The organism is Mesorhizobium sp. URHB0026, from assembly GCF_054059755.1.
Map to the genome: position 1 here is coordinate 846126 of NZ_JBSSCN010000001.1, position 21201 is coordinate 867326.

At 63.2% G+C, this 21201-nt stretch carries 19 protein-coding genes; 9 read left to right on the forward strand and 10 right to left on the reverse strand.

The genetic code is table 11. The annotated features are described in order from the left end of the window. Positions 1-30 precede the first annotated feature (30 nt). The 4 genes from ACVWWD_RS04280 to ACVWWD_RS04295 all read right to left on the reverse strand — a co-directional run bounded on the left by ACVWWD_RS04280 (position 31) and on the right by ACVWWD_RS04295 (position 4462). The gene (locus tag ACVWWD_RS04280; RefSeq protein ID WP_352548702.1) at positions 31-1131 is read right to left on the reverse strand and encodes a sn-glycerol-3-phosphate import ATP-binding protein UgpC; all 1101 of its coding nucleotides are present in this window, start codon (positions 1129-1131) and stop codon (positions 31-33) included. Between the two features lie 14 nt (positions 1132-1145). Beyond that, on the reverse strand, positions 1146-2060 hold the full coding sequence (locus ACVWWD_RS04285) for an ABC transporter permease subunit (RefSeq protein WP_023770776.1): 915 nt from the start codon (positions 2058-2060) through the stop codon (positions 1146-1148). Positions 2061-2067: 7 nt separating this feature from the next. Further along, a complete protein-coding gene (locus ACVWWD_RS04290; RefSeq protein ID WP_352548700.1) occupies positions 2068-2952 on the reverse strand; it encodes a carbohydrate ABC transporter permease in 885 nt (294 codons plus the stop codon). A gap of 157 nt (positions 2953-3109) precedes the next feature. Further along, a complete protein-coding gene (locus ACVWWD_RS04295) occupies positions 3110-4462 on the reverse strand; it encodes an extracellular solute-binding protein (protein WP_457102924.1) in 1353 nt (450 codons plus the stop codon). A gap of 493 nt (positions 4463-4955) precedes the next feature. On the opposite strand from ACVWWD_RS04295, the gene ACVWWD_RS04300 reads away from it, so the two are divergent. Further along, the gene (locus ACVWWD_RS04300) at positions 4956-7409 is read left to right on the forward strand and encodes an EAL domain-containing protein (RefSeq protein ID WP_352548696.1); all 2454 of its coding nucleotides are present in this window, start codon (positions 4956-4958) and stop codon (positions 7407-7409) included. A gap of 66 nt (positions 7410-7475) precedes the next feature. On the opposite strand, the gene tlpA is transcribed toward ACVWWD_RS04300, so the two are convergent. After that, positions 7476-8156 (reverse strand): thiol:disulfide interchange protein TlpA, encoded by a 681-nt coding sequence (gene tlpA / locus ACVWWD_RS04305; protein WP_352548694.1) that lies wholly within the window; start codon positions 8154-8156, stop codon positions 7476-7478. A 35-nt stretch (positions 8157-8191) separates the two neighbouring features. On the opposite strand from tlpA, the gene argH reads away from it, so the two are divergent. From argH to lysA, 3 genes are all read left to right on the forward strand, one after another. After that, positions 8192-9592 carry an argininosuccinate lyase gene (gene argH / locus ACVWWD_RS04310; protein ID WP_352548692.1) on the forward strand — a complete coding sequence of 467 codons (1401 nt, stop codon included), beginning with the start codon at positions 8192-8194 and terminating at the stop codon, positions 9590-9592. 93 nt (positions 9593-9685) lie between these two features. Continuing rightward, positions 9686-9892 (forward strand): lipoprotein, encoded by a 207-nt coding sequence (locus ACVWWD_RS04315; RefSeq protein WP_023770782.1) that lies wholly within the window; start codon positions 9686-9688, stop codon positions 9890-9892. Positions 9893-9961: 69 nt separating this feature from the next. Then, positions 9962-11230 (forward strand): diaminopimelate decarboxylase, encoded by a 1269-nt coding sequence (gene lysA / locus ACVWWD_RS04320; RefSeq protein ID WP_352548689.1) that lies wholly within the window; start codon positions 9962-9964, stop codon positions 11228-11230. 17 nt (positions 11231-11247) lie between these two features. Here the strand turns inward: lysA and ACVWWD_RS04325 are convergent, their stop codons facing one another. Next, positions 11248-11550, reverse strand: a complete 303-nt coding sequence (locus ACVWWD_RS04325) for an ArsR/SmtB family transcription factor (protein WP_023770784.1) — start codon at positions 11548-11550, stop codon at positions 11248-11250. Positions 11551-11600: 50 nt separating this feature from the next. On the opposite strand from ACVWWD_RS04325, the gene ACVWWD_RS04330 reads away from it, so the two are divergent. Further along, positions 11601-12542, forward strand: a complete 942-nt coding sequence (locus tag ACVWWD_RS04330) for a threonine/serine dehydratase (protein WP_023770785.1) — start codon at positions 11601-11603, stop codon at positions 12540-12542. 212 nt (positions 12543-12754) lie between these two features. Beyond that, complete coding sequence (locus tag ACVWWD_RS04335; RefSeq protein WP_352548686.1) at positions 12755-15346, forward strand: TIGR02302 family protein; 2592 nt, start codon at positions 12755-12757, stop codon at positions 15344-15346. A gap of 41 nt (positions 15347-15387) precedes the next feature. Here the strand turns inward: ACVWWD_RS04335 and ACVWWD_RS04340 are convergent, their stop codons facing one another. Next, positions 15388-16245 (reverse strand): LysR family transcriptional regulator, encoded by an 858-nt coding sequence (locus ACVWWD_RS04340; RefSeq protein ID WP_015315538.1) that lies wholly within the window; start codon positions 16243-16245, stop codon positions 15388-15390. 219 nt (positions 16246-16464) lie between these two features. Here ACVWWD_RS04340 and ACVWWD_RS04345 point away from each other — a divergent pair, with 219 nt between their 5' ends. Beyond that, entirely contained in the window at positions 16465-17412 is a 948-nt protein-coding gene (locus tag ACVWWD_RS04345; protein WP_457102925.1) for a DMT family transporter, read from the forward strand. On the opposite strand, the gene ACVWWD_RS04350 is transcribed toward ACVWWD_RS04345, so the two are convergent. The 3 genes from ACVWWD_RS04350 to ACVWWD_RS04360 form a co-directional block, all read right to left on the reverse strand. Further along, entirely contained in the window at positions 17413-17784 is a 372-nt protein-coding gene (locus ACVWWD_RS04350) for a response regulator (RefSeq protein ID WP_023770789.1), read from the reverse strand. A 119-nt stretch (positions 17785-17903) separates the two neighbouring features. Beyond that, on the reverse strand, positions 17904-18446 hold the full coding sequence (gene hpt / locus ACVWWD_RS04355) for a hypoxanthine phosphoribosyltransferase (protein ID WP_023770790.1): 543 nt from the start codon (positions 18444-18446) through the stop codon (positions 17904-17906). Positions 18447-18627: 181 nt separating this feature from the next. After that, a complete protein-coding gene (locus ACVWWD_RS04360; RefSeq protein WP_352548680.1) occupies positions 18628-19272 on the reverse strand; it encodes a hypothetical protein in 645 nt (214 codons plus the stop codon). A 188-nt stretch (positions 19273-19460) separates the two neighbouring features. Between ACVWWD_RS04360 and ftsE the strand changes: the two genes are divergently transcribed. Further along, on the forward strand, positions 19461-20120 hold the full coding sequence (gene ftsE / locus ACVWWD_RS04365; protein ID WP_027023302.1) for a cell division ATP-binding protein FtsE: 660 nt from the start codon (positions 19461-19463) through the stop codon (positions 20118-20120). After that, positions 20113-21099, forward strand: coding sequence for a cell division protein FtsX (locus ACVWWD_RS04370; RefSeq protein WP_023770793.1), 987 nt, complete (start codon positions 20113-20115; stop codon positions 21097-21099). Before ftsE ends, ACVWWD_RS04370 begins: the two co-directional genes overlap by 8 nt. Positions 21100-21201: the final 102 nt, after the last annotated feature.

Below are 21201 nucleotides of genomic sequence, written 5' to 3' on the forward strand. Positions count from 1 at the left end.
ACGTCTCTTTGGCTGTGCGCGTGCTGGAAATCAAAGCGCTGGCTCTGGCACCGAAGCCTTGAAGACATCGAGACGGGTGCCTGTCTCCGACGAGAAGAAGTGCATGTCGTCCGGCGAGATCTTCAGGCCGACAGTGCTGCCGGGCTCGGGGTGAACGGCCTCCGAGGTCATCACCGAGAACGGCGCGCCGTCGAGGTCGACATAGATCACCCGCCCCGCGCCCAATTCCTCCACCAGGTCGACCGTGGCATCGAGCGCGCCGGCCGTGCCTGGTGCCACCAGCCGGACCGCTTCCGGCCGGATGCCCATCGCCACTTTCGTGCCGACCGGCAGGCCAGCGCGAGCCATCGCCAGGCGCCGGCTGCCGCCGAGCAGCGACAATCCGTCGAGTTCGACGGTGCCTCCGAGGATGTTCATGGCCGGCGCGCCGACGAAGGTGGCGACGAAGCGGCTGGCTGGGCGGGTGTAGATTTCACCTGGCGTGCCGACCTGTTCGACCCGTCCCCCATTCATCACCACCAGTCGGTCGGCCAAGGTCATGGCCTCGACCTGGTCGTGGGTGACGAAGACGGAGGTGGCATTCAGCCGGCGATGCAGCTTGCGGATCTCCGAGCGCATCTGCACGCGCAGCTTGGCGTCGAGATTGGACAGCGGCTCGTCGAACAGGAACACCTTCGGCTCGCGGATCATGGCGCGGCCCATAGCGACGCGTTGCCTCTGGCCACCCGAAAGCGCCATCGGCTTGCGGTCGAGCAGTTGCTCGAGTTCGAGCGTGCGGGCCACCGCCTGGATGCGCTGGTTGCGTTCGGCCGAGGGAACGCCGGCGACTTTCAGCGAATAGCCGATGTTCTGGGCCACGCTCATATGCGGATAAAGCGCGTAATTCTGGAACACCATGGCGCAGCCGCGCTCGCGCGGCTCGAGCTTGTTGACCACCATGCCGTCGATGGCGATCGTGCCGTCGGAAATCTCTTCCAGCCCCGCGATCATCCTGAGCAGCGTGGACTTGCCGCAGCCGGACGGCCCGAGGATGACGACGAATTCGCCCGAGGCGAAGTCGAGATCGACGCCGTGCACGACCTGCGTCTTGGCATAGTTCTTCTTGACGCCGCGTATTGCGATGGAGGCCATCTTTTGTCTCCTTGTTACTTCTCGGTGGCGATCAGGCCGCGCACGAACCAGCGCTGCATGAGCACCACCACGATCAGCGGCGGCAGCATGACGATAAGCGTTCCGGCCATGGCGATGTTCCATTCCGGAATGCCGCCGACATTGGGGATAAGTTGCTTGAGCTCGGTGACGGCGGTCGCGTGCGACTGGTCGGTGGTGATGAGCAGCGGCCACAGATACTGGTTCCACGCCCACAGGAACATGATGGTGCCGAGCGCGGCCATGTTGTTGCGCGACAACGGCAGCAAGATATCGATGAAGAAGCGCAGCGCGCCGGCACCGTCCATGCGCGCCGCCTCGGTCAGTTCGTCCGGTACGGTCAGGAAGAACTGCCGGTAGAGGAAGGTGCCGGTGGCAGTGGCGATCAGCGGCAGGATCAGCCCGGTATAGGAATTGAGCAGGCCTAGGCTGAGCGAAACCTGCACGCCCGAGATCTTCTCGATCAGCCAGCTCAGCCCGGTAATGTCGAGGATGGTCTGGTAGGGCGACAGCACATTGGCGACCACCGCATAGGTCGGCACGATGCGCACTTCCAGCGGCAGCATCAACGTGACGAAGATCAGCCAAAAGATGAAGGTGCGGCCGGGATAGCGGAAATAGACGATCGAGAAGGCGGTCAGCGCCGAGATGATTACTTTGCCGGCCGCTACGCCGGCAGCCATGATGAAACTGTTGAGCAGCTTGGGACCAAGGTCGGCCGTCGTCCACGCCGTCTTGATGTTTGTCCAGAAATCGCTGCCCGGCAGCAGCGACATCGGCACGTCGTTGACATCCTTGAGGTTGTGCGACGCGGCCACGGCCACAACCACGAACGGCGCGATGCAAAGTACAAAGCCGGCAAACAGAATCACATGGGTGAAGAAGTTGAGGAACGGGGTGCGCTCGACCATATCAGTCTCACCTGTAGTGGACGCGCCGCTCGATGAAGCGGAACTGGAAAATGGTCAGCACGATGATCAGCAACATCAGGATGATGCTCTGCGCGGCGGCACCGGAGTAATCGAGGCCTTTGAAGCCGTCGGAATAGATCTTGTAGACCATCAGATTGGTGGCATTCGCCGGCCCACCGGACGTCATGATATCGACGATGCCGAAGGAATCCTGGAAGCTTTCCGTGATGTTGATGACAAGCAGGAAGAAGATGGTCGGCGTGATCAGCGGAAACTGGATATCCCAGAAGCGCCTCATGACACCAGAGCCGTCCATCGCGGCGGCTTCGATCAGGGAACGCGGGATGGCCTGGAACGCGGCAAGGAAGAAAATGAAGTTATAGCCGACATATTTCCAGGAGAAGGCGACGATAATCGAAGCCATGGCGTCTGCGCCGTCGAGGCCGGGATCCCAGAAGCCGGGCCAGACCTGGTTGACGACGGCCATGAAGCCGGCTTCGGGCGCCAGGATGAAGCGGAACGCCATCGCCAGCGCGGGTGCGGCGATACCGTAGGGCCAGATCAGCACCACGCGATAGAGACGCGAGCCGGCTAGCTGGCGGTCGGTGAGCGCGGCGAGCACGAGCGCGATGAACATCGCAAGCCCGGTGCTGATGCCAGCAAAGACAAGACTGGTAGTGATCGAGTTCCAGTAATCGGCGTTGGCTAGGATCGAGCGGAAATTGTCGAGACCGACCCAGATGTTGCCGCCGCCCCAGGGCTGCTGCAGCGTCAGCGACCAGTATACGGCCTGGCCGGCAGGCCAGTAGAAGAAGGTGAAGATCAGGACAAGTTGCGGCACCGCGAAAAGAATGCCGACTGTCCAACTGCCGAAAGTGACGCGTTTTTCCATCGGTCCGCCGTTGCCGCAGGGTGGTCAGCTTAAAGCAAGCGAAAGATTAATAACGAAATAGCCGCCCGTCGACCTACCCAAGCATGGTCCCGAAAGTGGAGACGGTTTTCGGGATCATGCTCAAACGGGTCGGCCGGCGGCCCGGAATTTCCCTGGATCAGGGCAGGGTTTTTCCCGGATAGGTCTGCTGGAAGCGGTCGAGGATGGCGTCGCCGTTCTTGACCAGCGTGTCGAGGCCTTCCTGCACGCTGACCTTGTTGGCGAAGATCGCCTGCATCTGGGTGCCGAACTCGGCGCGGATCTGGGTGAAATTGCCCAGGCGGATGCCGCGGGTGATTTCGGTCGGCTCGGAGGCGGTCAGGCTGGCGATCGCGACTTCGCGCCCCTTGTAAGGCGCCTTGTCGTAAAAGCCCTGGCCCTTCATGTAGTCGAAGCCCGCCTTGGTCACCGGGATGTAACCGGTGTTGGTCGACCAGAACAGGGCGGTCTTCGGATCGTGGATGAAGTTGAGGAACGCGGCCGCGCCCTTGTATTCAGCATCCGACTTGCCGGAGAGAACCCACAGCGATGCGCCGCCGACGAGCGAGTTCTTGCGCTCCGTGCCGGCATAGACGGGCAGTTCGGCAACGTCCCAGTTCATGCCTTCCTTCTGCGTACGGCCAACCGTGCCGTGATCGCCGACCGAGGTCAGGATGACCTGGCAGGTACCGGTGGCAAAGGCCTGGACCATATCCTGGCCGAGATCCTTCGACTTGATCTTGATCAGGCCGGCGTCATACCATTTCTTGAGGTCGGTGACGTACTGCACGAACTTGGTCTTGTTGACTTCGAGACGGGCGTCGAGGCCGTCATAGCCATTGTTCTTGGTGGCGATCGGTTGGTTGTGCAGCGCCGAGAATTGCTCCATGAGCTGCCAGCTTTCATTGGCCGAGATGTTGATCGCCATCGGGCATTCATAGCCGGCGTCCTTCAACGCCTTGAGGTCGGCGCCGACGTCTTCCCAGGTCTTCGGCGCATCGCTCTTGCCGATCTTGGCGAAGGCGTCCTTGTTCCAGTACATCAGCGGGGTCGACGAATTGAACGGGAAGGACAGCATCTCGCCTTTCGACGTGGCGTAATAGCGGGCGATGCCGGGGAAATAATCGGCGTAGTCGATCTTGTAGCCGTTTTCTTCCATGAGCTTGTCGGCGGGCTTGTAGGCACCCGACAGCATCATGGTGGCGGTGCCGACGTCATAGACCTGAACGACGGCGGGCTGCTTGCCGGCGCGGAAGGCGGCAATGGTGTTCTGCAAGGTGGCGTCGTAATTGCCCTGGCTGGTGCAGACGACTTCATAGTCCTTCTGCGAGGCGTTGAAATTCTTGCACAGCGTGTCCACGACACGTGCGAGATCGCCCGAAAGGCCGAACCAGAAATCGAATTTTGCCGGTTCCGCGAAGGCAGGCATCGCCAGCGCGGTGCTCAGCACGCCTGCGACAAGGGCAGCAAAGCCCCGCTCGATGATCGTCATGATTTCTTCCCTCTTGAATGACTGTTGACAAGGGTCTTGCGCAAGTCCTTGCCCGCTCTCTTAGAGAAGGTATGTGACAGTCTGTTGTGGCCCTTGCGGGCCTGTACACAGCTGGTCTTTTCTCCCCTTCGGCGGCGACAGCGGCATGAAAACGTCACACCGGCGCCCTAGGTAGCTAGGGCGCCTGCCAAAGACGTAAAGACCGTCATTGTTATCCGGCAAAGGGATGATGAAATGCTGGTGAAGCGTTCGTGCAATGGCATCGACATGACGAAGCCGCTCGACGTTCCAGGCCACCACCTTCAATGCCTCGCCGACGCCGCCTGAAATAGCCGTTGCCTTCAATCGATACGGCTGACCTGGTCTGTGCTCTTGCGGTCAGCTTGCGCCGCAAAGGCACGCTATGGTTGCAGGCGGCTTTATCGATCCTTCAACAGCCAAGCATTAATCAGTCATATTCTTTCTTTATTTCCTGCGGGCTAGGGGGAATAAGATGCTGACGATCTATAATTGCATCGTGAACCAGCACGATCTGAGGCTGGTTGCTCTGGCAGCGCTGATTTGTGGAATTTCCTGTTTTTCAGCCGTCAATCTTCTTCATCACATAGGCCGCTCGACGGATCGAAATCGGCTTGCCTGGCTGACGATCGCCTCCACCTCGACCGGCTTCGGCATTTGGGCCACGCACTTCATCGCCATGCTTGCCTTCACGCCGGGAATACCCAACGCCTATGATCCCGGACTTTCAGTACTCTCGCTCGCTGGTGCGGTGGCGGTGACGGCGGTTGGCATGTGGGTCGCCACCTTGCGCGACGAGCTTGATTATCATCTGGTCGGCGGTGCCGTTCTGGGCGGCGGTATCGCGGCCATGCACTACATCGGCATGGCGGCATTCGAGGTCGAGGGCCGGATCGAATGGAACCTGCTCCTCGTCGCCGTCTCCTTGCTGGTCGGCGTGACGCTCGCGGCGCTGGCTTTGCGGGTCGTCCTGCGTGGCTCGTCAATGCCTGCGACACTTGCCGGTGCGGTCTTGCTGACGCTGGCAATCTGCGGCCTGCACTTCATAGCCATGGCTGCCGTCTCGATCTTCCCGGATTCCTCGATAGCCATATCCGAACACACCGTCGCACCGACCTCGCAGGCCTTCGCCGCCGCTGCGGCCACTCTGGTGATCCTGGTGCTTTCGGCCTCCGCGCTGTGGATCGACCTGCGCTTCCGTCGCCAAAAGCTTGAGGTCGACCGCATGCACGGCTTGGCCAACGCCGCAGTGGAAGGCCTGATCGTTTGCGACGGCAATCGCATCGTCAGTGTCAACGACAGCATGGCCAGGCTGACCGGCATGGTCGCAACGACACTGAACGGAAGGGAACTTGGCGACCTCTTTGATGAGCGCACCGCATCCGACCTGATCAACTTCCAGGGACAGCCGTGGGAGGCGGAACTGAGCAATCGCGACGGGATGAGAATCCCTGTCGAACTGATCGCCAGAAGCATCGACTATTGCGGCAAGCCCCACAATGTCGTGGCTGTCCGCGACATTCGCGAACGCAAGAAGGCGGAGCAGGAAATCCTTCGCCTCGCTCATTTCGATCCGCTGACGGGGCTCGCCAACCGCCGTAGCTTTTCCAGCCGGCTTGATACCGAAATCGCGACCACGAGCCGAGACGCAAAACCCGGCAAGGGCGCGAGGGGCGGACATCTTGCGCTTCTGCTGCTCGACCTCGATCGGTTCAAGGAAGTGAACGATCTTTATGGGCATGGCGCCGGCGACGCGATGCTTCAGAAGGTGGCGAATTGCGTCTCCGGCGTTCTTCGCCACGGACAGATGCTGGCGCGCCTTGGAGGCGACGAATTCGCCATCATCGCCCCCAACCTGCCCGACCCGCAGGCGGCGAGCCGGATAGCGGACGCGGTGCTCGCCGCGATGCGCGAGGAGAACCGGCTCTCGGCGGGTGGCGGGCTGGTATCGGGGAGCATCGGCATCGCGCTCTATCCGCTGGACGCGGAAGACCAAGCCAGCCTCATCAGTCATGCGGATACCGCGCTCTATCGCGCCAAGACCGAAGGCAGGGACACTTATCGCTATTTCGAGGCGTCGATGGGCGCCGAGGCTCGCGACAAGCGCGTCATGGAGCACGAACTGCGCCAGGCAGTCGCGCGCGACGAATTCTATCTCGTCTACCAGCCACAGAAAGAGATCAGCAGCGGCAGGATGGTCGGCTTCGAAGCCTTGATCCGTTGGCGGCATCCCGAACGCGGCGATGTTCCCCCGTCCATATTCATTCCCCTGGCGGAGGACAGCGGCGCCATCGGTCAGATCGGAGATTGGGTGCTGACGGCAGCGTGCCAGGAGGCCGCCCGTTGGGAAAATCCACTGACGGTGGCCGTCAACGTCTCCGCGGTGCAGTTGCATAATCCGAACTTCAGTCGAAAGGTGCACGAGACCTTGCTCAAGTCCGGTCTCGCGGCGGCCAGGCTGGAACTCGAAATCACCGAGACGGCGCTGGTGAAGGACATGCCGCGCGCGCTGGCGAGTTTGCGACAGGTCAAGGCGCTTGGCGTGCGCGTGGCCATGGATGATTTCGGAACCGGCTATTCCTCCCTCTCCAACCTTCGCGCCTTCCCTTTCGACAAGATCAAGATCGACGGTTCCTTCATCAAGTCCGTCGACACCAACGGCCAAGTTGCGGCGATCGTGCGCGCCGTGCTCGGGCTGGGGCGCGGCCTGGGCCTGCCGGTGCTGGCGGAGGGCGTCGAGACGCTCGGCGAGTTGAAGTTCCTCGACGCCGAGGCCTGTGAGATCGGCCAGGGCTATTATCTCGGCAAGCCGGCGCCGATCGAGGCTTTCGGGGACCTGACCGGCCACGGCAAGCGTGTTCGGGCGCGAGGCGCCAACCGCCAGGATGGCAGCCTCGTATTGCTCAAACCGAGCGTACGCTCGGCCTAGAGCTCCTTGTTTTTACGCAATTCCGGACGGAAAACCGTTACACACTTTTCCTGGAGTTGCTCCGGCTCACGACCCGAGCGCCGTCTCGACCAGCCGCTTTGCATCGGGCCCGGCCCATTCGGCCGGACCGTTCATGTGGGCGATCAGGCAGCCTTCGCCGTCGATCAGCATGGTGACGGGCAGGCCGAGCGCCAGACCGCGCGTCTTGAGCTCGTTGAACAGCGTCATCGTCGAATCGCGGTAGTAGCCGAGCGTGTGCACACCGGTATCGGCGAGAAACTTCTTCGGTTTCACGTCGTCGCCGGCATCGACGTTGACGGCGACGACCTGAAAGGCGGCGCTGCCTTTCTCCTTCTGCAGCGCATCGAGCGCCGGCATTTCGGCACGGCAGGGCGCGCACCACGTGGCCCAGAGATTGAGCAGCACCGTCTTGCCGGCATGATCGGCGATCGTCATCGGCTTGCCGTCCGGACCGTTGAAGGCGAGGCTCCTCATTGACTGCGGCGGATCGGCCGGCAAAAGTGCCGCGACCTCGCCGGTGGCCGCGGCCGCGACCTTCTTGGCGCGATCGCTCTTGGCGGCGCAGGCGACATCGTCCTTGCTGTCGCCGGCGGCTGCTTGGGGCGCGGCGTTGTTGCCAGACCGGCTCTCGCTGACATATACCGCGACCGCGCCGGCCAGCGCTCCCGCCACCAGGGCGGCGAGGATCAGGCGCGGGGCCGGGAAAAATCTGTTTCCGTCTGCCATTTTCTCAAAACTGCTCCGAAGCACGGGTTATAGCCATGAGCGACAAGAAGACCAGCAACCAGATGTGGGGCGGACGATTTGCCTCGGGTCCGGCCGCGATCATGGAAGCGATCAACGCATCGATCTCGTTCGACCGCAAACTCTACGCGCAGGACATAAGAGGCTCGATCGCCCATAGCGAGATGCTGGCGCAAACGGGCATTATTTCGGCGGCCGATCAAGAAAAAATCGCTCACGGTCTGAACACGATCCTGAAAGAGATCGAAGCCGGCAGCTTCGAGTTTTCGGCGCGGCTGGAAGACATCCACATGAATGTCGAGGCCCGCCTTGCCGATCTGATCGGTCCGGCGGCCGGCCGCCTGCACACCGCCCGTTCGCGCAACGACCAGGTGGCCGTCGATCTGAGGCTCTGGGTCAAGGACGAATGCCTTCGTGTCGCCGAGGCGTTGAAAGGCTTGATCATGGCCCTCCTGGCGCGAGCCGAGGAACATGCGGCGACCGTCATGCCGGGTTTCACCCACATGCAGGCGGCGCAGCCGGTCACTTTCGGCCATCATTGCATGGCCTATGTCGAGATGTTTTCGCGCGACCTGTCGCGCGTGCGCGACGCGATCGAACGGATGGACGAGAGCCCGCTCGGTGCCGCCGCCCTTGCCGGCACCAGCTTCCCGATCGACCGCCACCAGACCGCGAGCGCGCTCGGTTTCCGCGAGCCGATGCGCAATTCGCTGGACAGCGTCTCGGACCGCGATTTCGCGCTGGAGTTCCTTGCCATGGCGGCGATCTGCGCCACCCATCTGTCGCGGCTGGCCGAGGAGATCATCATCTGGTCGACGCCGCAATTCGGCTTCATCAGGCTGTCGGATAGTTTTTCCACCGGCTCCTCGATCATGCCGCAGAAGAAGAACCCCGACGCCGCCGAACTGGTTCGCGGCAAGACAGGCCGCGTCAACGGCCATCTGGTCGGCCTGCTAACGGTGATGAAGGGCATGCCTTTGACCTACGGCAAGGACATGCAGGAAGACAAGGAATCGGTGTTCGACGCGGCCGAGACGCTCGACCTGATGCTGGCCGCGATGACCGGCATGGTTGCGGACATGACGGTCAATGCCGCCGCGATGAAGAAGGCCGCCGGCTCCGGCCATGCCACCGCCACCGATCTCGCCGACTGGCTGGTGCGCACTTTGGGCATCCCGTTCCGCGAGGCCCATCATGTCACCGGCCGCGCGGTGGCGCTGGCCGAAGACAAGAAGGTTAGTCTGGAAAAGCTATCGCTGGAGGATCTGCGATCGATCAACCCGGGCATCACTTCCGACATATTCTCGGTGCTGGCGGTGCAGCGCTCGGTCAAGAGCCGCACCAGCTTCGGCGGCACCGCACCGTCGGAAGTGAGAAAGCAAATCCGCTATTGGAAAAAGCGTCTCGCCAAAGCGTAACCCCGATATCGCGATCAGCAATATCCGGGGTGCAATGCAACCAGAACTCGGCTAAAAGCAGCGGCGGACAGAGAGTTTCGGACGGATGGATCGATGACCGGAAGCAGGATTTTGGTGACGCTGACGCTGCTTGCGGCGCTTGCCTTCGTGACCGCCTGCGGCCGCAAGGCGGGCCTCGACACGCCCTACGAGGCGGCTGTCCAGGCACGCAAGGATGCCGAGAAGGCCCACCAGCCCGTGCCGCCGGAACCGGAAAAACCGGTCGTGGACAAGAAGTTCATTCTCGACCCGCTGATCTAGCTTCGATGAAGGCGGGATTGGTCTTTCCAAACCCGATCGCATCGTGCCTCAATTTCCGGAACCACTCTCGTGAACCATTTCGACTACCGCGACGGCGTGCTGCATGCCGAGGACGTGGCGATCCCTGATATCGCCGCACAGGTCGGCACGCCGTTCTACTGCTATTCGACGGCGACCCTGACCAGGCACTACCGTGTCTTCGTCCAGGCCTTTGCCGGGCTCGATACGCTGGTCTGCTACGCCATGAAGGCCAATTCCAACCAGGCGGTGCTGCGGACCTTGGCCAAGCTCGGCGCCGGTGCCGACGTGGTCTCGGAAGGCGAATTGCGCCGGGCTCTGGCCGCCGGCGTACCGGCCGGCAAGATCCTGTTCTCCGGCGTCGGCAAGACCGCGCGCGAAATGGACTTTGCGCTCGAAGCCGGCATTCTCTGCTTCAACGTCGAATCCGAGCCGGAACTCGAGCTGTTGTCGGCACGTGCCGTGGCGCTCGGCAAGGTGGCGCCGATCTCGCTGCGAATCAATCCCGATGTCGACGCCAAGACCCACAAGAAAATCTCAACCGGCAAGGCCGAGAACAAGTTCGGCATTCCCTGGCAGCGGGCGCGCCAGGTCTACGCCCGCGCGGCAACGCTTCCGGGCATCAGGATCACCGGCATCGATACCCATATCGGCAGCCAGATCACCGAGTTGCAGCCCTTCGACGACGCCTTCGCCCTGCTGGTCGACCTGGTCGGTGCGCTGCGCGGCGACGGCCACGCCATCGAGCATGTCGACCTCGGCGGCGGCCTCGGGATTCCCTACCGCGTCGACAACAACCCGCCCCCCTTGCCCGACGCCTATGCCCAGATCGTCCGCAAGCACGTCACCAAATTGGGTCTGAAGGTCATGTTCGAGCCGGGCCGGCTGATCGTTGGCAATGCCGGCATCCTGGTGTCGGAAGTGATTTTCGTGAAGGAAGGCGACGCCAAGAATTTCCTCGTCGTCGACGCGGCGATGAATGACTTGATCCGGCCGACGCTCTACGATGCCTTCCATGAGATCAAGCCGGTCGTGCAGCCGCCGGCCGACGCGCCGCGCATGATGGTCGATGTGGTCGGCCAAGTCTGCGAGACCGGCGATTATCTCGGCCTCGACCGGGACCTGCCCCGGATGATAGCGGGCGACCTCGTCGCCGTTTCCACCGCCGGCGCCTATGGCGCGGTCCAGGCCGGCACCTACAACACCCGCCTGCTGGTGCCGGAGGTGCTGGTCGACGGCGACCGTTTCCATGTCGTGCGTCCGCGCCTGACCTATGACGAGCTGATCGGGCTGGATTCGGTGCCGGACTGGCTTGCGTAAGCCGCCCTGCCGCGACGCTATAACCGGTTCTGGATGAGTGCCCTTGCGTCGGCGATCCTGTCCTCGTCACGGCGGTAGAAGGTCCATTGCTTGATGCGCTTGGTTCTGAGCAGGCCGGCCTGGATGAGCACGCGCATATGCTCGGAAAGCGTCGCCTGAGTGATGCCGAGCTTCTCGGCGATCAGCAGAGCGCAGACGCCGTCCTCGACCAGATCGCCATCCGCCTGTGCCCGGAAATGCGCACGTGGATCCTTGAGCCAGTCGAGAACCTGCAGTCTGCGCTCGTTGGCGATCGCCTTGAAGATATCAACCTCTTGCATTTAGCCATTTTGCCAAGTTACTAATTGCTGTCAATCCCAAGGAGATTTTGATGTCGCAGGGCAACGTCGTCACACGCGCACGCATCGCCGCGATGGAACCGCGCATCCGCCCCTATATCAGGCATACACCGGTTCTGCGCGTCGACATGGCCGACTTCGACCTGCCGCCTTTGGCGGTCGACCTCAAGCTCGAATGCCTGCAGCATTCGGGCTCGTTCAAAGCCCGCGGCGCTTTCACCAACCTGTTGGAGCGCCCGGTTCCCGAGGCCGGGGTCGTCGCCGCATCGGGCGGCAATCATGGCGCCGCCGTCGCCTACGCCGCCATGCGGCTTGGCCACGGAGCGACCATCTTCGTTCCCGAAGTGAGCCCGCAGGCCAAGCTGGACCGCATCCGGGGCTATGGCGCCGACCTCGTTGTCGGCGGCGCCCGCTATGCCGAGGCGCTGGCTGCCAGCGAACGATTCGCGGGGGAAACCGGCGCCTTGCGGATCCACGCCTTCAACCAGGAGGAGACGCTGATCGGCCAGGGCACGCTCGGGCTCGAAATCGAAAGCGATCTGCCTGAGATCGACACGCTGCTGGTCGCCGTCGGCGGTGGCGGCCTGATCGGGGGGATCGCCGCCTGGTATGCCGGCCGCATCCGCATCGTCGCCGTAGAGCCCGAGGGCGCGCCGACCCTCCATCGCGCCTTCGAGGCCGGCCATCCGGTTGACGCGCCCGCGGAAGGCATCGCCGCCGATTCGCTGGCGCCGAAGCGCGTCGGCGAGATGATGTTCCCGATCGCCGAAGCCTTCGTCGAACGCTCCATCCTGGTCAGCGACGACGACATCATCGCCGCCCAGAAGGCGCTCTGGAACCGCGTGCGCATCATCTCGGAGCCGGGTGGTGCCGCCGCCTTCGCCGCGATCCTGTCGGGCCGTTACGCGCCGACACCGGGCGAACGGGTCGCCGTGCTGGTCTGTGGCGCCAACGCAGACCCCGCCAATTTCTGATTGCAACCATTTCGGCAGGCTTCACGTTCTTTCAAACTGCCTCGCCTTTGCCGTGTTTGCTGGTATTCTTCGAGTCGTGAGGCTTGGGCTATCCCGCCCGCCTCGCCGCATGATCGCGAAAAGTGGAATCCGAGTTTCGGAACAGATCATGCCCAAAGAGGTTGAGCCCATTGCGGTCCTTCTGGACGGAACAGGGCTCTAGGAAAGGGCCGATGACCGAACGACCCATCTTCAGCAGCGATCGCGGCCTGGCCGGACGCCTGGCCTTGAGCCGGCTGGCGACGCGGATCTCGATGGCGATCGAGCGTGGCTGGCCGCTGCTGCTTCCGCTCATTATCGTCGTCGGCCTGTTCCTGAGCGTGTCCTGGTTCGGTATTTTCCCCCGGCTGCCCGACGTGGTGCGGATCGGCCTTATCGCCATATTCTGCCTGGCAGGTCTGGCGGCGCTTTATCCGCTGCGCTTTTTCCGCATCCCTGGCGCGGCCGAGATCGATCGCCGCATCGAAGCCGCCAACAGACTGCTGCACAGCCCCGTACAAGTGCAGAGCGACCGGCCCAGCGGCCAGGAAAGCAGTTTCTCGCAAGCGCTCTGGCGCGAGCACCAGAAGCGAATGGCTGGAAAGCTCGACAATCTCAGCGCCGATCTGCCGCGCACGCGCGTGCCGGAGCGCGACCCGTGGGGGTTGCGCGCCGTGGCGGCGCTCCTGCTGGTCACTGCCTTTGCCTTCTCCTTTGGGCCGACCGGCGGCCGGCTGAGCGATGGGTTCAGCGCACATGGCACGCTCGACACCGTACCGCCGCGCATCGACGCATGGGTGACGCCGCCGGCCTATACCGGCAAGCCTCCGATCTTCCTGACGGCCGACGCCAACCAGGCGACGCCGACCTTTCATGTCCCCGAGGGCAGCGACGTCTCCTTGCGCGTTACCGGAGGCTCGGGCGAGGAAACGCTTGCCTATGCCGACAAGGACGGCAATGCGCGCGCCATCGACCCCGCAAGCCCGCAAGCCGCCGCCAAACCGGCAGCAAGCCCGGCGGTGCCGTCCGCCTCAAAGGTGCGCCAGTTCGCCAGCAAGCTGACCGGCGACGGGACGATGACGCTGAAATCGGGGGAGGATCAGCTTGGCCGCTGGGCTTTCGCCGTGATCGCGGACAAGCCGCCGCAGATCCGCTTCGTCGGCGAGCCCAAGCGCGCCGCCAACGGCGCCTTCGAGCTCAACTATCAGATCGACGACGACTACGGCGCCGCCACCGCCAAGGCGGCCTTCGCGCTGGCCGACCCGCAGGCGCCGGGTGCGCATCCGCTCTACGGTCCGCCCGAAATGCCGCTGACACTGCCGCGCCGCGGCGGCAAGTCGAATGCCGCCAAGACCACGAAGGACCTGACCGAGCATGTCTGGGCCGGCAGCAGCATCAAGCTGACGCTGGTCGCCACCGACGACGCCGGCCACACCGCCTCAAGCGAAACCAAGACGCTCGTGATGCCCGAACGGCCCTTCGCCAACCCGCTGGCACGCGCGCTGATCGAACAGCGCCGCCTGCTTGCGCTCGACGCCAATGCCAAGCCGCGCGTGCTCGACCTGATGGAGGCCATCACGCTGCGGCCCGAAGACACGTTCGATACCATGTCCCACTACCTCGCCATCATGAGCGCGATGAGCCGGCTCAAGCTGGCGGTGAACGACGATCAATTGCGCAGCGAGGTTGCCTACCTCTGGGAGATCGCGCTTGGTATCGAGGAGGGCAACCTCTCGGCCGCCGAAAAGCGGCTGCGCCAGGCCCAGCAGGCCCTGCAGGATGCCATCAAGAATGGCGCCAGCGATGCCGAGATCGAGAAGGCGATGAAGGAACTTCGCGAGGCGATGAACCAGTTCCTGCAGGAATTCGCCGAACGCGCCAAGCAGAACCCGAACGCGCCGCAGATGCAGCAGAACGGCCAGGAGCTGCGCCAGAGCGACATCGACCGCATGATGGACCAGATCGAAAATCTGGCGAAGTCGGGCGCTCGCGACAAGGCCCAGCAATTGCTGTCTCAGTTGCAAGACATGATGAACAACCTCCAGGCCGGTCGCCAGCAGCAGGGGGGCGAGCAGGACAGCCAGATGCGTCAGCAGATGGATAAGCTTGGCGAGATCCTGCGGCGCCAGCAGGAGATGATGAACGACACCTTCCGCATGGATCAGATGCAGCGCGGCGAGCGCCAGCGCGGCCGCAACCGCGACGAGCAGCTTGGCCAGAACGATGAGCAAGGTCAATCGGGCGAAAACGGCAAGCCCGGCGAGAATGGCGAGCCAAAGCCGATGACGCCGCAGGAATTCGCCGATGCGCTGAAGCAGCTGCAGGAAGGCCAGGGCCAGCTGAAGAGCGATCTCGAGCAGCTGAAGAAAGGCCTGGAGGGCATGGGCATGGAGCCCAATGAAGGATTTGGCGAGGCCGGCAAGTCCATGGGCAGCGCCGAGCAGGCGCTTGGCGAGGGCCAGGGCGACGAGGCCGTCGGCCACCAGGGCCGGGCGCTCGAGGCGCTGCGCAAGGGCGCCAAGGACATGATGAAACAGATGCAGGCCATGCAGGGCGACCAGGGCGGCAGCCAGGAAGGCGGCCGCCAGCAGGATGCCGACCGTGACCCGCTCGGCCGGCCGCGCGCCAGCCAGGGTCCCGATTTCGGCGATTCGGTGAAAGTGCCCGACGAGATCGACGTGCAGCGCGCGCGCCAGATCCTGGAAGCGATCCGCAAGCGGCTCGGCAATGCGCTCAGCCCCGACATCGAGCGCAGCTATCTGGAACGGCTGCTGGAGCTGAAATAGGAAGCGGCGAGAGCGGCCAGCTTCATTTCCATGAAGCCGATCTACCTGTTGACGAACGCCTCGCGGATTGCCTCCTGCATGCCGTCGATTGCTTCGCCTGACGCATTCGGGTTGCGATGCATCACCACATTGGAGGAATCGATGTCGCCGAACCCGTCCGCGGACGTCAGCTCTCGGCAGTCCGCCGGAATGTTGCTGCGTGAGATCGGCGCGATCGCCAACCCTGAGGTGACGGCAAGCTTCAGGCCGCCATTGGTATCGCTTGTATAGGCGACGCGATAGGCAAGGCCGCGCTGCTCCAGCGATTTGATGGCGAAGTCCTTGCACCAGCCGGCGCGGTTGTAGAGCGCGATCGGCACCGGGCGCTCCTCATGCATGTGATGCAGGTTCGACGTCACCCAGACCGTCGGATCGTGCATCAGCACTTCGCCGCCGGATGGGTCCTGCCATTCGAACACCACGCATAGATCCAGCTCGCCGGCGGCGAGCGCCGCGATCTGCGCCTCCGAATGCGCGTAGCGCACGGTGACCTCGACCTTGGTGTGGCGCTTCGAAAATGCGCCGAGCGCGCGAGACAGGATGGCATGGCCATATTCCTCCGGAATGCCGATGCGCACCGGCCCACCGAGCGGCGCCGCCGCCATCGACGCCGCCGTTTCGTCGAGCAGCGAAACGATACGGCGGGCATTGACGATGAGTTCGCCGCCCCGCCGCGTCAGTGCGACGCCGCGTGAACCTCGCTCGAAAAGGCTGTCGCCGACCAGCTCTTCGAGCTTCTTCATCTGCATCGACACGGCCGATTGCGTGCGGCCGGCCTGCTCGGCGGCCCTCGTGAAATTGCCAGCCTCGGCGATGGCGACAAAGGTACGCAGGAGATCACTGTCGAGGGTTGGCCGCATGGCATCCATCATAAGCGGATTTGATCGCTGGCATCATTCCAATTCGTTTGCAACATGTCAAACGCCGAACGATAATCGCATCACCCATTGGATATGCAGTCGCGAAATCGGCCGCGGACCAATCAAGAGTCCTCACTCGTGCCCGCTACCCGAAAACGGTGGCGGGTTCTTTTTGATCTGGTGAGGGTCGCCGGATCGGATGCGCGGGAGCCTGAACGGATGCAAAATAGGATGGTGGGCGGCATCCTGAGCCTGTGCCTGGGCGTGCTGGTCTTCTCGCTGCAGGATCCGCTCGTCAAAGCCGTGTCGAGCGGCTACCCGGTGACCGAGGTGATGGCGATCCGCTCGATCATAGCCTTGCCGATCCTGATCGTTCTGGTTCACGTCGATGTCGGGCTGCGGGCAATCCTGTCGAAACGGTTCGGCCTGCTGACGATACGCGCCTTCATCCAGTTCACCTCCTACACGGTCTATTACCTGGCCATCGCCGCCCTGCCGCTGGCCGACGCCGTGGCGCTTTATTTCATGGCGCCGCTCTGCATCATGGCGATGGCCGGCCCCTATCTCGGCGAGCGCGTTTCCTGGCAGACCCTGTCAACCGTGCTGATCGGCATGTTTGGCGTCCTGGTGATGCTGCGGCCCGGCGCAGGGCTGTTCGACTGGGCGGCCTTGCTGTCGCTGGGCTCGGCCGTGCTCTACGCCTTCTCGCAGCTGATGGCTCGCAAGATCGGCGATACCGAATCGTCCACTGTCATGGCCTTCTACCAGAACGGCGCCTATCTCGTCGGCGCGGCCGTCGTCGCCGGCACGTTTCACATTGCGGGCATAACCCACGCTGTCCACCCGAGCCTCGAATTCCTGGTGCGACCATGGATCTGGCCGACGCTGCCGGATTTCCTCAAGATGGCCGCCTGCGGTTTCGTCGCCGCGGCCGGCATGATCCTGCTCTCGCAAGGCTACCGGCTGGCGCCGGCCAACCGCGTCGCCACCTTCGAATACACCGGCATCCTGTGGTCGCCGCTGTGGGGTTTCCTGTTCTTCGCCGAGGTGCCCAGGTCAGCAACGGTGATCGGCACGACGCTTATCATCGGCGCCGGCCTGCTGGCGCTCAACACCGAGCGCCGCGCCAGCCCGGCACCGGCGCTTGTCGCCAGGGATCCAGCCTGATCAGGCGAAGCAGATGAGCGCGCGTTCGACGCGAGAACGGATCTCGGCCAGCGTGAAGGGCTTTTGCACGACATCGAGGATGATGCCGTTCAATTCCTCGGCGCGCTCGCGCTGGTCGGCATAGCCGGTCATCAGCATGATCTTCATCGCGGGAAAAAGCGCGGCTGCCGCAACCGCCATCTCGATGCCGTCCATCTCGGGCATGCGTATGTCGGAGACGACGAGATCGTAACCGCCTTTTGCGGCGCGGATCAGCGAAAGCCCCTGCGCGCCATCGGCGGCGATATCGATTGAGTGGCCGGCGCGTTCGAGCGCGCGGGCTGCGAGGGTGCGGACGGACTCATCGTCCTCGACGATCAAAAGCTTTGCCATGGCCGGCATATTTGGTGGCGAAACGTTGACTTTTCCTGAAAACCCCGGCGTTCGTCCACACACATTTTTTTGCCACCGTTAAGGCCTTTTTCAGGATTCACCGGTGCGAGGCACTCGCCTTACACGTCGCCTTTCACCACACCCACGAACGGCAATTCACGGAAGGCATGCGCCACATCCATGCCATAGCCGACGACGAAATAATCGGGGCAGTCGAAGCCGACGTAATCGGCGTTGAGCGCGGTCTGCCGGCGCATGCGCTTGTCGAGCAGCACGGTGATGGAACAGCTTTTCGCGCCACGCGACAGCATCAGGTCGCGCGTGAAGCTTAGCGTCTTGCCTGATTCCAGAATGTCGTCGATCAACAGCACGTCGCGGCCGGCGACCTCGTTGTCGATGTCGCGCAGCACCCTCACCTCGCCGCTGGTTGTGCCGGCGCCATAACTGGAGATGAAGATGAACTCGACTTCCGGCGACAGGCCGACATCATGCATGGCGCGGATCAGGTCGGCGGCGAAGATGAACGAGCCTTTCAGCACCGAAATCACCAAGAGATCGTGATAATCGTGCCCGGCGATCTCCTTGGCGAGTTCGAGATTGCGCCGCGCGATCGCCGATGCCGAAAACAGGACTTCGATGTCCTTGCCGCGCACGTTTGGCATTTCTCGCCCTCTCCAGTTTTTTCCCAACGCCTTCACACCGAGCGTGTGATGGGATTCAGGTCAGGCCGAGCCGAAAGCGGTGGTTTCCGAGAACCGGAGCGGAGCGTACTTAAGTACGTGAGCACCGGAATCGCAGGGAACCACCGTTTGCAGACCGGCTTCACCTGAATATCGACACACGCTATTCGGCGAAGGTGACCAAAACGGTCCTTACGCCGTTCTTAGGCACGTCGAGCCGGCTGGCAAAGCCGAATCTTTCGCCCGATGCCAGCGAATGGCCAGATGTCCCCAGCGTATAGCGGGTTGTTCGCCCGTCATTGCCCGTCACCCGGATTTCGAGTGGCGGCATTGTCGCCGGCCTCGTCCCATCATTGGCGGCCTCGCCGTCGACGAACAGCACCGGATTGGCGCCGGAGGCGTCGACGCGTGACGTCACGCCTGAAATGGTCAGCGCCGACGCTTGCGCGCCGGGCAGGAGCGGTGCCTGGCGCACCAGCGCATGACCGCCCGAGACCCAGAAGGCAGCAAGGGCGGCACCGATGCCGGCGATCCAGAAGATCGGACCGCCGCGCGAGGCCGGCGGCCGTTCCGCCGGCGTTTCCGGCTTGCGCAGCATGTCCATGCCTTCGATAGGCGGGGTGACAATCGCACGCGGCAGCGGCGAAACATTTTCGACTGGTGAGGCCGGCTGCGGCAACACAATATAATCCGCATCGATGATATCATCCGCCGGAGCGCGCAAGATCCGGTCAACCGCGGCAACTGCCGCGGGATCGGTCATGATTTCGCCGGAAACCGGGCGCGCGGTTCGTTCGTCAGCCATCATGGCCCCAGTATTGCGCGTGTCGCTCTTCGTTTCTTTTGCGTAAACACAAATGGTTAACGCTTCCCCACCGGAGCCCTCTTGAAGAGCCTAAACGAGCCAGGAATTAACCGCCGGTTAACCATGCCGGCCGATGGTCTTTTCACAAAACAGGCCGGTTCGCCGCGGCCGGGAAATTCAGGTCGTCGAAATTGATTCGCTTTGAAAATGTCGGCCTCCGCTATGGCATGGGTCCGGAAATCCTCCGCGACATCTCCCTGCACATACCGGAGCGCTCCTTCCAGTTCCTGAGCGGTCCTTCGGGTGCCGGCAAGACGACATTGCTGCGCCTTTTGTTCATGTCGCTGAAACCGACGCGTGGACTGATCACCATCTTCGGCAAGGACCGCTCGCGCATCTCACGCGCCGAACTGCCGCATCTGCGCCGCCGCATCGGCGTGGTCTTCCAGGACTTTCGCCTGCTCGACCACATGACCACCTATGAGAATGTCGCGCTGCCGCTGCGCGTGCGCGGGCGCGAGGAAGCGAGCTACCGCACCGATGTCACCGAGTTGTTGAAATGGGTGGGGCTCGGCGAGCGCATGCATGTGCTGCCGCCGGTCCTGTCCGGCGGCGAGAAGCAGCGTGCCGCGATCGCGCGCGCCCTGATCGAGCAGCCGGAGATCCTGCTCGCCGACGAGCCGACCGGCAATGTCGATCCGCCGCTGGCGCGGCGGCTGCTGCGGCTGTTCATCGAGCTCAACCGGCTTGGTACCGCCGTTGTGATCGCCACGCACGACCTGGGCCTGATGGAGCAGGTCGACGCGCGCCGCATGATCTTGGCCGGCGGAAGGCTTGATATCTATGACTGAGCAGTCGGCCGACCATTTCGAGGAGCAGGATGGCGAGGCGGTGGAGGCGAGGCCGCGCGCACAACGCAAGATGGCGCCGATCGTGCCGGCTCAGAACATTGCCGGCCGCGCGCTGGTGCTGGTCATCGCCATCATGACTTTCCTGTCCTGCCTGACCTTCGGCGCGGTGACACTGGTGCGCGACACAGCCTCGGTTTGGGAAAACCAGATCTCGCGCGAGGCGACGATCCAGATCAAGCCGGCCGACGGCCTCGACATGGAAGCGGCGCTTACCCAGGCTTCGCGGATCGCTGGCGAGTTCCCTGGCGTGAAGGCCACCCGGATCATCGACCGCGAAGCGACCGCGAGACTGCTGGAGCCCTGGCTGGGTTCGGGCCTCAACATCGACGACCTACCGGTGCCGCGCCTCATCATCGTCACCATCGATGAGAGCAGCCCGCCGGACTTCGCCGCCATGCGCGCCGCGATCACGCCGAAACTGCCGAGTGCATCGCTCGACGACCACCGCACCTGGGTCGACCGGCTGGTGGCCATGGCCCGTACCACGGTGACCATAGGCGTCGCCGTTCTGGCCCTGATGCTGTCGGCGACGGTGCTGACCGTGGTGTTCGCGACCCGTGGGGCCATGGACGGCAACGGCCACATCATCGAGGTGCTGCATTTCGTCGGCGCCGAGGCGCGGTTCATCGCACGCGAATTCCGCCGGCATTTCCTGGTCACCGGCATGAAGGGCGCGGCCGCCGGCGGGGCGGCGGCGGTGCTCGTCTTCATCGTGTTCTCCTGGTGGTCGTCACGCAACATGGCAACCCCGCAGGCCGATCAGGCAACCGCTTTGTTCGGTAACTTCGCCATCGGTTCGGCGGGTTACGCAGGTGTCGTCCTGATGGTGCTGGTGATCGGCGCGCTGACGGCGGCAACCTCGCACGTCACCGTCGTTGCCTATCTCAGCGACATCGATGTTCGCCAGCCCGATGCATGAAAGGGCCTCGTCCTGGCTTGGATGGAAACAGGGCGATCACGGATAGAGAATTCGCGTAACGCAAAGTGCGTCTTTTACCTATCAAGGGCCGCATTTGAGGAT

Coding starts and splice junctions, on each gene's coding strand:
- ACVWWD_RS04280 (WP_352548702.1), bottom strand. CDS start 1,131: ATGGCCTCCATCGCAATACGCGGCGTCAAGAAGAACTATGCCAAGACG.
- ACVWWD_RS04285 (WP_023770776.1), bottom strand. CDS start 2,060: ATGGTCGAGCGCACCCCGTTCCTCAACTTCTTCACCCATGTGATTCTG.
- ACVWWD_RS04290 (WP_352548700.1), bottom strand. CDS start 2,952: ATGGAAAAACGCGTCACTTTCGGCAGTTGGACAGTCGGCATTCTTTTC.
- ACVWWD_RS04295 (WP_457102924.1), bottom strand. CDS start 4,462: ATGACGATCATCGAGCGGGGCTTTGCTGCCCTTGTCGCAGGCGTGCTG.
- ACVWWD_RS04300 (WP_352548696.1), top strand. CDS start 4,956: ATGCTGACGATCTATAATTGCATCGTGAACCAGCACGATCTGAGGCTG.
- tlpA (WP_352548694.1), bottom strand. CDS start 8,156: ATGGCAGACGGAAACAGATTTTTCCCGGCCCCGCGCCTGATCCTCGCC.
- argH (WP_352548692.1), top strand. CDS start 8,192: ATGAGCGACAAGAAGACCAGCAACCAGATGTGGGGCGGACGATTTGCC.
- ACVWWD_RS04315 (WP_023770782.1), top strand. CDS start 9,686: ATGACCGGAAGCAGGATTTTGGTGACGCTGACGCTGCTTGCGGCGCTT.
- ACVWWD_RS04325 (WP_023770784.1), bottom strand. CDS start 11,550: ATGCAAGAGGTTGATATCTTCAAGGCGATCGCCAACGAGCGCAGACTG.
- ACVWWD_RS04330 (WP_023770785.1), top strand. CDS start 11,601: ATGTCGCAGGGCAACGTCGTCACACGCGCACGCATCGCCGCGATGGAA.
- ACVWWD_RS04335 (WP_352548686.1), top strand. CDS start 12,755: ATGACCGAACGACCCATCTTCAGCAGCGATCGCGGCCTGGCCGGACGC.
- ACVWWD_RS04340 (WP_015315538.1), bottom strand. CDS start 16,245: ATGCGGCCAACCCTCGACAGTGATCTCCTGCGTACCTTTGTCGCCATC.
- ACVWWD_RS04345 (WP_457102925.1), top strand. CDS start 16,465: ATGCAAAATAGGATGGTGGGCGGCATCCTGAGCCTGTGCCTGGGCGTG.
- ACVWWD_RS04350 (WP_023770789.1), bottom strand. CDS start 17,784: ATGGCAAAGCTTTTGATCGTCGAGGACGATGAGTCCGTCCGCACCCTC.
- hpt (WP_023770790.1), bottom strand. CDS start 18,446: ATGCCAAACGTGCGCGGCAAGGACATCGAAGTCCTGTTTTCGGCATCG.
- ACVWWD_RS04360 (WP_352548680.1), bottom strand. CDS start 19,272: ATGATGGCTGACGAACGAACCGCGCGCCCGGTTTCCGGCGAAATCATG.
- ACVWWD_RS04370 (WP_023770793.1), top strand. CDS start 20,113: ATGACTGAGCAGTCGGCCGACCATTTCGAGGAGCAGGATGGCGAGGCG.